The organism is Kitasatospora sp. NPDC058444, assembly GCF_042721415.1.
In the GTDB taxonomy this organism is placed as follows: domain Bacteria; phylum Actinomycetota; class Actinomycetes; order Streptomycetales; family Streptomycetaceae; genus Kitasatospora.
The window spans coordinates 1-14,272 of record NZ_JBHXLL010000009.1 but is presented as its reverse complement, the minus strand read 5'-3'; the positions used below and the strand labels follow the sequence as shown (position 1 = coordinate 14,272).

10 protein-coding genes and 1 other RNA gene are annotated in these 14,272 nt (G+C 74.0%); 2 read left to right on the top strand and 9 right to left on the bottom strand.

The window, feature by feature from the left end; all coding sequences use genetic code 11:
• Nucleotides 1-45 precede the first annotated feature (45 nt).
• The 5 genes from ssrA to ftsE all read right to left on the bottom strand — a co-directional run bounded on the left by ssrA (nucleotide 46) and on the right by ftsE (nucleotide 3,964).
• Nucleotides 46-427: a transfer-messenger RNA gene (ssrA, locus tag ACFWP2_RS12720) on the bottom strand.
• An 86-nt stretch (nucleotides 428-513) separates the two neighbouring features.
• The gene (smpB, locus tag ACFWP2_RS12715) at nucleotides 514-990 is read right to left on the bottom strand and encodes an SsrA-binding protein SmpB (protein WP_359904247.1); all 477 of its coding nucleotides are present in this window, start codon (nucleotides 988-990) and stop codon (nucleotides 514-516) included.
• A gap of 44 nt (nucleotides 991-1,034) precedes the next feature.
• Nucleotides 1,035-2,171, bottom strand: a complete 1,137-nt coding sequence (locus ACFWP2_RS12710; RefSeq protein WP_380450390.1) for a S41 family peptidase — start codon at nucleotides 2,169-2,171, stop codon at nucleotides 1,035-1,037.
• Between the two features lie 113 nt (nucleotides 2,172-2,284).
• Nucleotides 2,285-3,196 (bottom strand): permease-like cell division protein FtsX, encoded by a 912-nt coding sequence (gene ftsX, locus ACFWP2_RS12705; RefSeq protein ID WP_380450389.1) that lies wholly within the window; start codon nucleotides 3,194-3,196, stop codon nucleotides 2,285-2,287.
• 78 nt (nucleotides 3,197-3,274) lie between these two features.
• The gene (gene ftsE, locus ACFWP2_RS12700) at nucleotides 3,275-3,964 is read right to left on the bottom strand and encodes a cell division ATP-binding protein FtsE (RefSeq protein WP_030059730.1); all 690 of its coding nucleotides are present in this window, start codon (nucleotides 3,962-3,964) and stop codon (nucleotides 3,275-3,277) included.
• 350 nt (nucleotides 3,965-4,314) lie between these two features.
• On the opposite strand from ftsE, the gene ACFWP2_RS12695 reads away from it, so the two are divergent.
• Complete coding sequence (locus ACFWP2_RS12695; protein WP_049653432.1) at nucleotides 4,315-4,509, top strand: hypothetical protein; 195 nt, start codon at nucleotides 4,315-4,317, stop codon at nucleotides 4,507-4,509.
• Nucleotides 4,510-4,653: 144 nt separating this feature from the next.
• Here the strand turns inward: ACFWP2_RS12695 and prfB are convergent, their stop codons facing one another.
• The 4 genes from prfB to ACFWP2_RS12675 form a co-directional block, all read right to left on the bottom strand.
• Nucleotides 4,654-5,769: a peptide chain release factor 2 gene (gene prfB, locus ACFWP2_RS12690; protein ID WP_380450388.1), complete on the bottom strand. Its 1,116-nt coding sequence runs from the start codon at nucleotides 5,767-5,769 to the stop codon at nucleotides 4,654-4,656.
• Between the two features lie 173 nt (nucleotides 5,770-5,942).
• Nucleotides 5,943-7,196 (bottom strand): serine/threonine-protein kinase, encoded by a 1,254-nt coding sequence (locus ACFWP2_RS12685; RefSeq protein ID WP_380450387.1) that lies wholly within the window; start codon nucleotides 7,194-7,196, stop codon nucleotides 5,943-5,945.
• A gap of 199 nt (nucleotides 7,197-7,395) precedes the next feature.
• The gene (locus tag ACFWP2_RS12680) at nucleotides 7,396-8,565 is read right to left on the bottom strand and encodes a ricin-type beta-trefoil lectin domain protein (RefSeq protein WP_380450386.1); all 1,170 of its coding nucleotides are present in this window, start codon (nucleotides 8,563-8,565) and stop codon (nucleotides 7,396-7,398) included.
• A 27-nt stretch (nucleotides 8,566-8,592) separates the two neighbouring features.
• Nucleotides 8,593-10,632 carry a protein kinase gene (locus ACFWP2_RS12675; RefSeq protein ID WP_380450385.1) on the bottom strand — a complete coding sequence of 680 codons (2,040 nt, stop codon included), beginning with the start codon at nucleotides 10,630-10,632 and terminating at the stop codon, nucleotides 8,593-8,595.
• A gap of 379 nt (nucleotides 10,633-11,011) precedes the next feature.
• On the opposite strand from ACFWP2_RS12675, the gene ACFWP2_RS12670 reads away from it, so the two are divergent.
• On the top strand, nucleotides 11,012-13,849 hold the full coding sequence (locus ACFWP2_RS12670) for an FtsK/SpoIIIE domain-containing protein (RefSeq protein ID WP_380450384.1): 2,838 nt from the start codon (nucleotides 11,012-11,014) through the stop codon (nucleotides 13,847-13,849).
• The last annotated feature ends 423 nt before the right edge of the window (nucleotides 13,850-14,272 follow it).

The window sequence follows — 14,272 nt, the reverse complement described above, 5'->3', positions numbered from 1 at the left end:
CCGCCCTCCGCGGAGCGGAGGACGGCCCTTCGTGTGAACATGGGGTGGTGGAGATGCCGGGAATCGAACCCGGGTCCAGTGGAGTTAATTCAGGGCTTCTCCGAGCGCAGTCCGCTGTGATTTTCTCGGCCCTGGCGGTCACACGGACAAGCCGCCAACAGGCCCAGCTGCTGTTTGATTTCCCATCCACCCCCGCAGCCCGGGCGGACGGTTGAGTTCCCTAGATTATGCCAGGGTCCGGGTCGGGAACTCCCCGGTCTGACACCCAAGCGCTATCGGTGCTTATTAGGCAGCGAGAGCGAACTGCTGGGAATCGCGCTTAGAGTTGGCGATTATTTTTTTGCGACACGTGGTTAACGAGATCATTGCCGCGTTCCTCGGCTCGCTTCCCCTGTTTCAACATCCCCTGTCGAAACCGATCATCCCCATGTTTTTTTGAGAAACAGCGCGGACGGTGACCGTCCTTGTTGCTGGCGCCATACTACGCGAGGCGACCAGCGGGGGTCCAGCCGATTAACTCTGGCGTCGCCGGGCGGCCGCCACGGCGCGTGCCGTCTCGCGGGTGTCCTGCTTCTCGCGCAGGGTCTGCCGCTTGTCGTAGAGCTTCTTGCCGACCGCGAGGGCCAGTTCGAGCTTCACCCGGCCGTCCTTGAAGTACAGCGAGAGCGGGACGAGGGTGTGGCCGGCGTCGCGGACCTTCGTCTCGATCTTCTGGATCTCCATCCGGTGCAGCAGCAGCTTGCGCTTGCGCCGGGCCGCGTGGTTGGTCCACGTCCCCTGGGTGTACTCGGGGATGAAGACGTTGTCGATCCACGCCTCGTGGTTCTGGATGTACGCGTAGCCGTCGACCAGGTTGGCCCGCCCCTCGCGCAGCGACTTGACCTCGGTGCCGGTGAGCACCAGGCCGCACTCGTAGGTGTCGAGGATCGTGTACTCGTGTCGCGCCTTCTTGTTCTGCGCGATCAGCTTCTGTCCGGTTTCCTTTGCCATAACCCGGTCATTCTCGCACTTCGGGGCCGGATGGGGCAGCTGCTTTAGGCACGGGTGCCCAGCCCCGCGAGGACCCGCAGGGCGAGTCCGTCGGCCTCCTCCCCCGAGGCGGCCGGGACGTCGGGGGTCAGGCCGGTGCCGTCCGGGGACCGGCCAGCCGGGGTGTAGTAGCGGCCGACGGTCAGCTCCAGCACGGCGCCGTCGGCGAGCCGGCTGGGCTGCTGGACCGTGCCCTTGCCGAAGGTCCGCGAGCCCACCACCACGGCGCGGCTGCGGTCCTGGAGGGCGCCGGCGAGCAGTTCGGCGGCGCTCATCGTGCCGCCGTCCACCAGCAGCACCAGCGGGGTGCGCTGGTCGCCGCCGGGCGGGGCGGTCAACTCCCTGGTCTCGCCGCGCTCCTGGTAGGAGCCGACCGTCCCGCCGTCCAGGAAGATCCCGGCGGTGCCGGCCGCCTCGTCGACCAACCCGCCGGAGTTGCCGCGCAGATCGAGCACCACGCCGGTGTGCGGGACGCGCAGCGCGGCGCGCACCTGGTCGGCCACGCCGCTGGTGAAGGCGCGCACCGCGACCCGCAGCACGCCCCTGTCCAACTGCTCCGCGGTGACCTGCCGGGTGTCCAGCAGCACGCGCCGCAGCCGCAGTTCGCGCTCCTCCCCCGCGCCGCGCCGGACGGCCAGGGTGACCTCCGAGCCGGCCCGGCGCTCCTCGCCCCGGCCGCGCAGCCGCGCGACCACCTCGGTGACCGGCAGGTGGTCGGCCTGGTCCTGGCCGATCCGCAGCAGCCGGTCGCCGGGGGCGATCCCGGCCGCGGCGGCCGGGCCGCCGGGCGCGACCTGGGAGACCTCGGTGACGCCGTCCTGGCCGCGGCCGACCGAGAGGCCGACGCCCGGGTACCGGCCGTCCAGGCCCTGGCTGAACTCCGCGTACTCCTGGGCGCTGTAGTACGCGCCCCAGCGGTCACCGCCGGCCGCCAGCAGGTGCTCGGCCTGCTGCTCCGACAGGGTGGTGCCGGCCGGGTCCGCCGGAAGTCCGCCGGTGGCCCGGGCGGTGTCGGCGGAGGGACGGTGCGGCGGGTCGCCCGGGTCGCCCCAGGCACCGGTGGCCGCGCCGGCCAGCAGCACGGCGCCGAACACCAGGCTGAGCGCGGTCACCTGGCGGGCCCTGCGCGGAGTTTGCAGCATGGCACCGGAGTGTAGACACCGCTCCGCACGGGACGAACCGGAACGCAGGGGCCCGGAACACCGACGGCCCCGTCCGGCGCAGTGCCGTACGGGGCCGTCGGGCCGTGCGGGGATCAGACCTTCAGGTACTTGCGCAGCGTGAAGAACGCCGCGACGCCGGCCATGCCCATGCCCACCACGATCAGCAGCGGTATCACCGCGAGCACCGAGCCGAGCCCGATGAAGTGGATGAACTGCACCCGGTCGGCCAGCCAGTTCTGGACGAAGAAGTGCCCGCCGACCAGCAGCCCGGAGGCCATCATCGCGCCGAGCAGCGCCGAGAAGGCCGCCTCGGCGATGAAGGGCATCTGGACGTAGAAGTTCGAGGCACCGACCAGGCGCATGATCCCGGTTTCGCGCCGTCGGCTGTACGCCGACACCCGGACGGTGTTGACGATCAGCAGCAGGGCGACGAACAGCATCAGCACCATGATCACGAAGGCCGCCGTCTGGAGGCCGTTGAGCAGGCCGAACAGGTTCTCCAGGATCTTCCGCTGGTCCTCGACCGACTTGACGCCGGGCTTGCCGGCGAAGGCGCTCTGGATCACGTCGTACTTGGTCGGGTCGTTGAGCTTGACCCGCCAGGACTGCGGCATCGCGTCCGGGCCCAGGACGGAGATGAGCGGGTTGTCCGGGTTCATCTCCTTCCAGTGCTTGTACGCCTCGGCCGAGCTCTCGTAGGTGGACGACTGGACCACCGAGGTCATCTTGTCCAGCTGGTCCTTGATGTCCTGGACCTGCTGGTCGGTGGCCGCGCCCTTGTCGCACTGGGGCGAGTTGCGGGCGTCCGCCTTGGTGCAGAAGTAGATGCTCACCTCGACCTTGTCGTACCAGTACCCCTTCATGGAGTTCACCTGGTCGCGGACCAGGAGCGAGGAACCGGCGAGGGCGAGGGAGAGCGCGACGCTGACCACGACCGCGATGGTCATGGTCAGGTTGCGTCGGAGACCCACACCGATCTCCGACAGGACGAACTGGGCACGCATGCGGGAAACACTCCAGGGTCGGTACTGCTCTGGGTCTGGCGGTTCGGGCCGGCGGCCCTACGGGTCAGCGCTGGTCGGTCAGTGCTGGTACCCGTAGACGCCGCGGGCCTGGTCGCGGACGAGCAGCCCCTTGTCGAGCTCGATGACGCGCTTGCGCATCTGGTCGACGATGGCCTGGTCATGGGTGGCCATCAGCACCGTGGTGCCGGTGCGGTTGATGCGGTCGAGCAGCTTCATGATGCCGACCGAGTTCTGCGGGTCGAGGTTGCCGGTGGGCTCGTCCGCGATGAGCAGCATCGGACGGTTCACGAAGGCGCGGGCGATGGCCACGCGCTGCTGCTCACCACCGGACAGCTCGCCCGGCATGCGGTCCTCCTTGCCGCCGAGGCCGACCAGCTCCAGCACCTCGGGCACCACCTTGTTGATGGCGCTCTTGGGCTTGCCGATCACCTCAAGGGCGAAGGCGACGTTCTGCGCCACCGTCTTGTTCGGCAGCAGGCGGAAGTCCTGGAAGACGGTGCCCAGCTGGCGGCGCATGTGCGGCACCTTCCAGTTGGACAGCTTGCCGAGGTCCTTGCCCAGTACGTGCACCGCGCCCGTGCTCGGACGCTCCTCGCGCAGGCACAGGCGCAGGAAGGTGGACTTCCCCGAGCCGGACGAGCCGACCAGGAAGACGAACTCACCCTTCTCGATCTCCAGCGAGACGTTGTCCAGGGCGGGACGGTTCTGCTTGGGATAGGTCTTGGAGACGTTGTCGAATCTGATCACGGCTGCATCACGGAGGCCATCCTAGGCGGCGCCAGTCCTCGGTCGGTCCGCCCCCAAGGGCCGGTCCGGGGGCGGGCGAAAGGAGCGCGGAGGGCCGCTCCCGGACTCGGACCATACGCGAACCGGCCGCCGGCCCGCAGGGGCCGCCCGTGACAACGACGGAACTCTGGGGGAGAATGTCCGTTTATGCCCCGAATATTGGGAGGCATCTCACAGCCCGGGAGCCGGAACCGCCGGAACCTGGCAGAGTGGAGGGGGCGACCGTGTCACGGCCGCTCCCCCGTACAGGGCAGCGCATGGAACCAAAGCCCCGTCCGGTGCGTTTGCAGTAGCAGCGAGGAGGAGATCGCATGACCTGCGACCATCTGGTGTGCGCCAACTGCAACGGCCGCGTCAGCGACGGGCGTTGCCCGGTGTGCCGGGCCAATCGGGCCCGGATTCAGGAGCAGCAGAGCCCGTTCGCCGCGCTCTCCCCCGCGATGCTGCTGGCCCTGCTGGCCGGACTGCTCGCGGTGGCGCTGATCGCCCGGCAGGCACTGGCCTGAGTCCCCAGGACATACGAGAAGGCCCCCGACCGCTGCGGTCGGGGGCCTTCTGCACGCCTGCCTACTCGGCGCTGGTCTCGCGCTGCTTGCGCCAGCGGATCCCGGCCTCGATGCTGTGCTTGATGTTCATCGAGGCCGCGATCCTCACGCCTCGGTCGAGGTCTCGCGCTGCTTGCGCCAGCGGATCCCGGCCTCGATGAAGCCGTCGATGTCGCCGTCCAGCACGGCCTGCGGGTTGCCGGCCTCGTACGCGGTGCGGACGTCCTTCACCATCTGGTACGGGTGCAGCACGTAGGAACGCATCTGGTTGCCCCAGGAGCTGCCGCTGTCCTTGAGCGCGTCCATCGCCGCCTTCTCCTCCTGGCGGCGCCGCTCCAGCAGCTTGGCCTGGAGGACGTTCATCGCGGACGCCTTGTTCTGGATCTGCGAGCGCTCGTTCTGGCAGGAGACCACGATGCCGGTCGGGATGTGCGTGATGCGCACCGCCGAGTCGGTGGTGTTGACGCCCTGGCCACCGGGGCCGGAGGCGCGGTAGACGTCCACCCGCAGCTCGCCCTCGTCGATGTCGACGTGGTCGGACTGCTCGACGACCGGGAGGACCTCGACGCCGGCGAAGGAGGTCTGCCGGCGGCCCTGGTTGTCGAACGGCGAGATGCGCACCAGGCGGTGGGTGCCCTGCTCGACCGAGAGGGTGCCGTAGGCGTACGGCGCCTTCACGGTGAAGGTCGCGGACTTGATGCCCGCCTCTTCGGCGTACGAGGTGTCGTACACCTCGGTGGGGTACCCGTGCCGCTCGGCCCAGCGCAGGTACATGCGCATGAGCTGCTCGGCGAAGTCGGCGGCGTCCACGCCACCGGCCTCGGCACGGATGTTGATCAGCGCCTCGCGGGCGTCGTACTCGCCGGACAGGAGGGTGCGGACCTCCAGCTCCTCGACCGCCTTCTGGAGGGCGACGAGCTCGGTCTCGGCCTCGGCGCGGGTGTCCGCGTCGTCCTCGGCCTCGGCGAGCTCGAACAGCACGCCCAGGTCGTCGATGCGGCCGCGCAGGCCCTCGACCCGGCGCAGTTCGCCCTGGAGGAAGGAGAGCCGGCTGGTCACCTTCTGCGCGTTCGCGACGTCGTCCCACAGGGTGGGGGCGGCTGCCTCCTCCTCCAGGACCGCGATGTCGGCCCGGATCTTGTCCAGGTCGAGGACGGCCTCGATCGACCCCATGGTCGTATCGAGGTTCTTGAGCTCTTCGGAAGGATCGACGGCTGCCACGCCCCCAGGGTAATGGTTCCGGGAGTGGTCATGACGACACCCCCGGTTCCCCAGGCGTCACGGCCTCCTTCGCGGCCGTCGGCGCGGCCTCCGCCGCGGCCTCTTTCACGGCCTCCGTCGTGGCCCCGCCGTCGCGGCCCGCCGGCGCCGGCTCGGTCACGGCGGCGGCTCGGTCACGGCGCCCGCGGGGCCGTGCCGGACACCGCCGGACGGCTCGGGTGGCCGCCGTCCGGGACGGTGGCCGCGAACGCCGTCCAGGCCGCGGCGGCGCCCGCCAGCAGCAGGACGGTCGCGATCAGGACGGCCAGCAGCCGGCGGCGGCGCAGCAGCGCCTGGCGGTCCCGGCGGTGGCCCGGGGCGGCGCGCTGGGCGCGGGACTCGAGCGCGTACGCGGCCAGCTCGTCGGCGGACGGGCGGCGCAGGCTGGTGTGGGTGTCCCGGGTGGAGTCCGGGGCGGCGCCCGGCACCAGCGGGACGGCCGGGCCGCGGCGGCGCTTGTGGATGCCGGGGCCGGCGTCGACCTCGGCGTAGACGGCCTCGCCGGGGGTCAGCTGCTCCTCGGCCGGGGCGCGGCCCTGGCCGGGCACGGCGAGCACCGGCAGGCCGGCCAGCGAGGGCAGCTGCTCGCGCAGCCGGGCGGCCAGCTCGGCGGCGCGCAGCCGGGAGGCGGGGGCCTTGGCCAGGCACTCGGAGATGATCCGCCACAGCCCGTCCGGCAGGCCGGGGATCGGCGGCACCTGCTCGGTGACATGTCGGCGCAGCACCGCGCCGGTGTGGCCGCCGCCGAACGGGGTGAAGCCGGCCAGCAGCTCGTACAGCACGGTGGCGAGGGCGTAGATGTCGACGGCGGCGCGCGGCTCCAGGCCCTCGATGATCTCGGGGGCGAGGTAGTCGGGGGTGCCGATGATCCGGGTGGCCCGGGTGCGGCGCGGGGCGTCGACCAGGCGGGCCACGCCGAAGTCGGTGAGCTTGGCGCGCGGGGCGCCGCCCGGGCCCGGGGCGGCGGCGAGGTCGAGCAGGACGTTCTCGGGCTTGACGTCGCGGTGGACGATGCCGGCCGCGTGCGCGGCGGCCAGGCCGTCGGCGACGTCGGCGATGATCGAGGCGGCGGTCTGCGGCGGCAGCGCGCCGTCCCGCTCCAGCCGGGAGCGCAGGTCGGTGCCCTGGACCAGCTCCATCACCAGGGCGAGGTCGCTGCCGTCCACCACCATGTCGCGCACGCCGACCACCCGGGGGTGGTCGAGGCTGGTCAGCGCGGTGCGCTCCTGGACGAAGCGGCCGACCAGCACCTGATCGGCGGCCAGGTCCTCGCGCAGCAGCTTGACCGCCACCGGGCCGTCGGGCCCCTCGCCGAGCCAGACCGTCCCGGCCGAACCCCGGCCGATCACCTGGTGGACGGTGTACCGGCTGCCGATCTTGCGTGCCAATGCTGCTCCGTGGGCGGCGCGGGAGCGCTCCGGGGGTCCGGCGCGCTCGGTGGGGCGGGACAACAGCGACCAACCTACGCGCCCGGAGGCCCTGCGCGGGCCGTCCGAGCGGCCCGGAGCGGGAGTCCCGGCCGAGAAATCTCGCGAATTGTCGACATAGCGTCAATCCCGGCTTCCGGGCGCGGTCCGGAAGCCGGGATCAACTCAGCGCGGTCGGCAGCGTCCAGCTCTGCGCCGGGGAACCGTCGCAGCCGGCCAGGTCGGCGCCGCCGCCCGGCGCGGTGCCGCTCGCCGGATCGCGCAGGCAGGCCTGGGCGCCCTGGTTCCACAGCGCGCCGGCCAGGCCCACCAGCCAGACGTGGTACGGCGAGCCGTTGCAGGGGTTGAGCGAGGCCCGGTTGCCGTCGGTGCCCAGGCACTTGCCACCCAGCCGAACCGTGCCGTCGGTCTCCACGCTCCAGCGCTGGGCGGACGAGCCGTCGCAGTCCAGCAGTGCCACCGGTTCCGGGCCGTCCGGGGTGCCGCCGGGCAGATCGGCCAGGCAGCGGCCGCCGGGGGCGCCGATCGGCCCCGCCGGGCGTCCGGGCCGCACGTCGGTGGAGAACGACTCCGTCCGCAGGCCCGCGCCGCCGCGCCAGATCTCGAAGCCGGCCTCCACCGAGATCAGGTACCACTCCGGCTTGACCACGCCGCGGGCCACCGCGTCCCGGACGAAGGCGCGCAGGTCGAGGTCGGTGACCGAGGTGACCGGCGTCTGCGCCTGGTAGGCGACCATCGGCCACTGCCGGCCGTTGGCGGCGATGGTGAGCTGCCAGCTGGTGTAGCCGGTGCCGCCGACGACGGCGGTGCTCCCGGAGGGACCGGCCGAGGCCGGACGGCGGTCCAGCCAGATCATCAGCTCGGCACCGTCCGGCTGGCCGTTGGCGGCCGGGGTGGCCGGACCGGTGTTGAACCAGAGGTCGTACGCCACGTTGAAATCGCCCTGGGCGGGCAGGGTGGTGGACCAGCTGCTGGTGGCCCGCCCCAGCTCGGAGACCCGGACCGGCAGCGCGCTGCCCGGGGTGCAGGTGCCCCAGTGGCAGCCGTCGAAGATCTCCGGGTACGCGACCGGCCCGGCCGGCGGGCTCGTGTTCGCCTCGGAGGACAGGACGGTGAACCCGGCCCGGCCGTCGGTGCCGAGGCACTCACGGGCTCCGCCGTAGTTGTTGTTGTCCACCACGTACCGGCCGCCCGCGACCGGCACGGTCTCGTACTGGCCGCAGTGCGACGTCTCCGCCGCCGCGGCCGGACCGGCCGGCAGCAGCAACCCCGCCACCGCCAGCACGGCGCCCATCAGCGCCGCGCCCGCCCGGCTTCCCCGCATCCCCATCCCCGCTGTCCCCCCGGTCGTCCGGTGTCAGTTCTTCGAAGTGCCGACGAGGCCGTTCACCCAGTCGCGCGCCGAGTCGAACCAGCCCACGACGTTGTCCCAGTACTGCGGCAGCGGCGTGAAGTTCCACAGCGCCACCCCGGCCACGGCCAGCACCAGCAGCACCAGCAGACAGCCCTTGAGGCAGCCGAGCCCCGGGATGTACATCCGGTTGCGGCTGCGCGGGCGCGGCTCGCGGGCCGGCGCGGGCTCACGGCGGGCCGGGGCCGGCGGCTCCTCGCGGCGCTGCGGCGGGGCCTCCCGGTACTGCGGCGCGGGCGGCTCGGCCCGGCGCGGCACCGGGGTGGGCGCGGGCGGCGGCGGGTAGCCGCCCTGCGACTGCCCGGACCCGGCCGGGGCCTGCCGGTAGCCGCCGGGCGGCTGCGGACGGCCGCCCTGCCCGGCGTGACCGCCCTGACCGCCCTGACCGCCGTGGCCCCGCTGACCGGGGTGGCCGCCCTGGCCGGCCTGGCCCGGCTGGCCCGCCTGGTAGGGCGGCGGGGCCACCGGCGGGCGCTGGGCGTAGCCGGGCGGGGGCTGGCGGTAGCCGCCGGGCTGCTGCGGACGGCCGCCCTGGCCCGGCTGTCCGGCGTAACCGCCCTGCCCGGGCTGTCCGGCGTAACCCCCCTGGCCGGGGTGACCGCCCTGCCCGGGGTGACCGCCCTGCCCGGGGTGGCCGCCCTGCCCGGGGTGGCCGCCCTGGCCCGCCTGGAAGGGCGGCGGGGCGACCTGCGGGTCCGGGTAGTCCTCGAAGTCCTCCGGGCCGAAGTAGCCGACCTGGGTCTGCTGGTTGCGGTCCCGCGCCGCGCGCAGCTGGGTCTGCCACGGGTGCGGCGCCTCCTCCTGCGGCGGCGCGGCGGGCGGCGGCGGCACCGCGGCGGGCGGCATCACCCGGGTGCGGTCCGGGTCGCCCTGCGGGGGCGCCGGCGGCGGCTGGGTGCCCATCACCCGGGTCGCCGCGGCCGGGTCGTACTGCCCCCCGGCCGGGGTCGGCGGCAGCACCTGGGTGCGGTCCTCGGTGCCCGGGGCCATGGTTCCCGGGGCCGTGGCCCCCGGCACCGGCGCGGGCGCCATCGGCGCCATCGGCGGCGTCGTGGCGGGGACGGCGGTCGGCTGCGGGTCCGGCAGCAGCAGGGCGCCGACCGCCAGCGCCTCGTCCACCGCCGCCGGGGAGGCGTGCACGCCGACGCCGGCCGCGACCACCCGCAGCGCGTGGGCCAGCGAGGTGGCGCCGGGCCGCTGGGCCGGGTCCTTGCGCAGGCAGCGCTCGATCACCGTCCAGAGCGGCTCGGGCATGGTGCTGGGCCGCTGCGGCTCCTGCGCCAGGTGGGCCTGGAGCAGGGCGATCGCACTGTCGCCCTGGAACGGCTGCCGGCCGGTGACCAGCTCGTACAGCATGATCCCGGCGCCGTACACGTCCACCGCGGAGGTCTGCGGACGGCCCTCGGCGGACTCCGGCGCGACGTAGGCGGGGGTGCCGACGAACTCGTGGGTGCGGGTGACGCCCGGGGAGTCGGCCAGCCGGGCGATGCCGAAGTCGGTCAGCAGCGGGTGCATCCGCTCGGCGCCGTCCACCACGGTGGAGGCGAGCAGCACGTTGGCCGGCTTGAGGTCGCGGTGGACGATCCCGTCGGCGTGGCTGGCCGCCAGCGCGTCCGCGACCTGGGCCATCAGCAGGGCACCGGCGATCGGGCTGAACGGGCCGTTGGCGCGCAGGTAGCGGGCCAGGTCGGGGCCCTCCACCAGGTCCATCACCAGGGCCAGCAGCTCGCCCTCGACGACCAGGTCCCGGACCCGGACGATGTTGGGGTGGGTCAGCCGCAGCAGCAGCGAGCGCTCGCGCAGGAAGCGCATCACCACGTCGGGGTCGGCGGCCAGCTCCTCGCGCAGCACCTTGATCGCCACCCGCTGCCCGGGCGCGCAGCCCGGCACCTGGGCGTCCTCGCGCACCACGCCGCGCCAGACGGTCCCGGTCGCACCCCGTCCGAGGGTCTCCTCCAGCAGATATTTGCTGCCGACTGGCCGCACCTGTCGCACTCCTCGCCGTGCCGCCCGCGCGGGGCGCTCCTCCGCAGGTGCGGTGAGCCTGCCGGGCCCGTGTCTGCGGCCACTCTAACGGTGTCGGTTCGGGTTTTTGAGGTGGCCGGTAGGCCATCCGTACGGTCTGGGGAAGGGTTGGGGGACATCCCCTAGGGAAGGTCCCGGGCACCCCGCGAGGGGGCCGTCGGCCCTGACTCCCCGTCGCCCCGACACTGCGTTGATCGCAAGATCGTCAAATCCGGTACGGTGCGCGGACCGTCCTCGACGGATGGCAGGATGGACACTCGCCACTCGTGTGGCCCAACGGTGCCCACGGCACCGGGCAGCGGTACCAGGTTCACATCAGCAGAAGGGACCCGCGGGCGAGATGCAGATCCGGCTGACCGTCCTCCGACCGCGCAGCGGCCCGACCGCCGCCGGCTCCGCCATTCCCTACGTGGACGTGCTGGTCACCGCGCCCGTCGGCACCGCACTCGGCGCCATCGCGGGAGCGCTCGCGGGCGCCGTGGGCGTGCGCGGGCCGCGGGCCGCCACCCACGTGCACCTGTACGCCGGGGCGCACCGGGTGGACGAGCACACCCTGCTCGGCCACCCCCCACTGCTCGACGGCGCCGTCCTCAGCCTGAACGAGCCCGACCCGACCGCCGACGACCCCGACGACACCCCCGCCGCCGCCGAACTGCGCGTGGTCGGCGGCCCCGACGCCGGCGGCGTGCACCGGCTGCACGGCCGGGAGATCCGGGTCGGCCGCTCCGCCGAGGCCGACGTCCCGCTCGACGACCCGGACGTCTCCCGGCTGCACCTCTCCCTGCACCTCGCCGAGGACGGCCGGGTCTCCGTGCGCGACCTCGGCTCCACCAACGGCACCGCGCTGGACGGCCGGCTCGTCCCGCCCGGCCCGCCGGAGGCCGCCGTCCCGCTGGAACCCGGCGCCGTACTGCGGATCGGCGAGTCCACCCTCCAGGTGACCGCCCCCGACCCGGCCGAGACCCACGGGGCCGGTCGCGCCGCCCTGCCGGACGGCAACGGCCACCTCCAGCTCGCCGCCCCCGGCCCGACCCGGCCCGCACCGCCCGTGGTCGAACCGCCCGCCGCCCCCGAACCGGCCCCCGGCCGCGGCCGCGGCCTGTTCTCCCTGCTGCCCGGCCGCACCCCCGAGCCACCCGGCCAGGAGAGCGCCGAACGCCACCACGCCGCGGTGCGGCTGCGCCAGACCGCCGCCCAGCGCGAGCGCTGGCCCGACCTCGCCACCCTGCTGCTCAACGCCGTCGGCCCCGGCCCCCGCCTCTGGGAGCGCGGCCCCGGCCACCCCGACGCGCTCACCCTGCGCCTGGGCACCGCCGACCGCCCCGGCGGCCCCGGCACCACGCCCGGCACCACCCTCCCCGCCGTCCCGGTCACCCTCGACCTCCAGACCGCCGGCAGCCTCGGCCTCAGCGGCCCGCGCGAACGCCTGGACGCGCTCACCCGCGCCGTCGTCGCCCAGCTCGCCGCCCTCCACCCGCCGACCGGACTGAGCCTGGTCGTGGTCGACGCCGACCCGGCCCGCGCCGCCGAAGAACGCGCCGACACCTGGGCCTGGGCCCTGTGGCTGCCCCACCTGCGCCCGGTCGACGGCCAGGACTGCCGGCTGCTGATCGGCCTCGACGACGAGCAGGCCACCGCCCGGCTGACCGAGCTCACCGCCCGGCTCAGCGGCCCCAGCGGCCTCGGCGGCCACCCCGCGACCGTCGTCGTGGTGGACGGCCGACCGGCCACCGAGGCCGCCCGGCAGGCGCTCGACCTGCTGCTGCGCCAGGGGCCGGCCGTCGGCATCTTCCCGATCTGCCTCGCCGAACAGCCCGAACTGCTCCCCCGCGGCCTCGGCGCCACCGCCCTGATCACCGGCGAGGTCGGCACCCAGCTCTCGCTGGACCGCCCGGTCGCCCGCGGCCGGGAGACCCTGCACGAGGTATCGCTGGACGCCGTCTCGGACGCCTGGGCCGAACGACTGGCCCGCGTCCTCGCCCCGCTGCGCGAGGCCGTCCCGGCCGCCCGCGGCCCACTGCCCGACGCACTGCGGCTGCTCGACCTGCTCCAGCTCGACACCGTCACCCCGGCCAAGCTGTCCGCCCGCTGGGAGGCGCACGCCGGAGGCATCGGCGCCGCCACCGCCCTGCTCGGCACCACCCGGGACGAACTCTGCACGCTCGACCTGGCCGACCCCGAGCTCACCCTCCCCTCCCCCGACCCGGGCGGCCCGCACCTGCTGATCGGCGGCGCCCGCGGCTCCGGCAAGACCGAACTGCTGCGCACCCTGGTCGCCTCGCTCGCCGTCTCCGAGCGGCCCGAACGGCTGGCCGTCACCATCATCGAGGGCCGGGCCACCTCGGACGGCCAGGACGGACTGGACGGCTGCACCGAGCTGCCGCACGTCACCGGCCGGGTGAACGCCGCCGCCGACCCGCGCGCCGCACTGCTCGCCGCGGAGGCCCTGGAAGACGAACTCGCCCTGCGGGAGCGGCTGTTCGACGGACTGGACTTCGCCTCCTGGCACGCCGCGCGCATCCTGGACGCACAGAGCCTGGACGCGCAGGAGGAGAACGCGGAGCACGCCAAGGTCCCGGTGCCCGCCGTCGTCGGCGGCGGAGCGGCCACCACGCCCCGGATCATCCCGCCGCGCAGCGCGGAGGGCCCCCGCCCGACCGGACCGGCCGCTCCCCCGCCCCGACTGGTCGTCGTCGTCGACGACTACGACGCGCTGCTCTCCCCCACCTCCGCCGCCGGCCGGCCGCTCGCCCGCGCGCTGACGGCCATCGCCCGCCGCGGCGGGCCGCTCGGCGTGCACCTCGCCGTCGCCACCGGCCGCCCGGAGGAGAGCGCCGGCACCGAGGTGGACGAGGCCGCCCTGCTCCGGATCGCCCTGCGCACCGACGACCCGGCCGACTCCGACCAGCTGATCCACCTCGGCGACGCGGCGGCCCTGCCCGAGGACACCCCGGGCCGCGGCTACCTCCGCCTCCCGGACGGCGGCGTCAGCGCGTTCCAGACCGCCCGGATCAGCGGCCGCATCCCGCGCACCGCCACCCTGCGGCCCACCGTCGTCGCCATAGACCCGCTCCAGCTCGGTGCCCCGCCGGCCCGCCGCCCCGTCCGCGAACTCGGCAACGGCCCCACCGACCTCGCCCTCCTCGCCAGCGCCCTCCAACGCGCCGCCGCCCGCTGAGGCCCCGCTGCGTAGGAAGTCGGCCCAGCCGACTTCCTACGCAGCCGGTGGCCCCGGCCACCGAACCCAGGCACTTCGCCTCACAGCCCGTTGCCGCTTCGGCCTGCACCGAAGCGGCAACGGCTACGCCACCACTCCTCGCACAGGAAGTCGACCTGACCGACTTCCTGTGCGAGGAGAGCTGAAACCGCCGCGCTCCTCACCACAGGTCGCGCACCCGCCCCTCCGGCCAGGACAACAAGGTCCAGGCGGCCCGGCCGAGAACGGCCGGGCCGCCGAAAGAGAGCAAGTCGGAAAGCGGCAACAGCTACGGCAACCCATCAATGACGTTGGGCGGGGCCGCCGCCCCTGACGCCGGCCCGCCCACCAAAAACAAGTCGCGCACCACCCCCCCCCACCCGCGGGGAAGAAAAAACAAATAAA

Coding starts and splice junctions, on each gene's coding strand:
- smpB (WP_359904247.1), bottom strand. CDS start 990: ATGGCAAAGGAAACCGGACAGAAGCTGATCGCGCAGAACAAGAAGGCG.
- ACFWP2_RS12710 (WP_380450390.1), bottom strand. CDS start 2,171: ATGCTGCAAACTCCGCGCAGGGCCCGCCAGGTGACCGCGCTCAGCCTG.
- ftsX (WP_380450389.1), bottom strand. CDS start 3,196: ATGCGTGCCCAGTTCGTCCTGTCGGAGATCGGTGTGGGTCTCCGACGC.
- ACFWP2_RS12695 (WP_049653432.1), top strand. CDS start 4,315: ATGACCTGCGACCATCTGGTGTGCGCCAACTGCAACGGCCGCGTCAGC.
- ACFWP2_RS12680 (WP_380450386.1), bottom strand. CDS start 8,565: ATGGGGATGCGGGGAAGCCGGGCGGGCGCGGCGCTGATGGGCGCCGTG.
- ACFWP2_RS12670 (WP_380450384.1), top strand. CDS start 11,012: ATGCAGATCCGGCTGACCGTCCTCCGACCGCGCAGCGGCCCGACCGCC.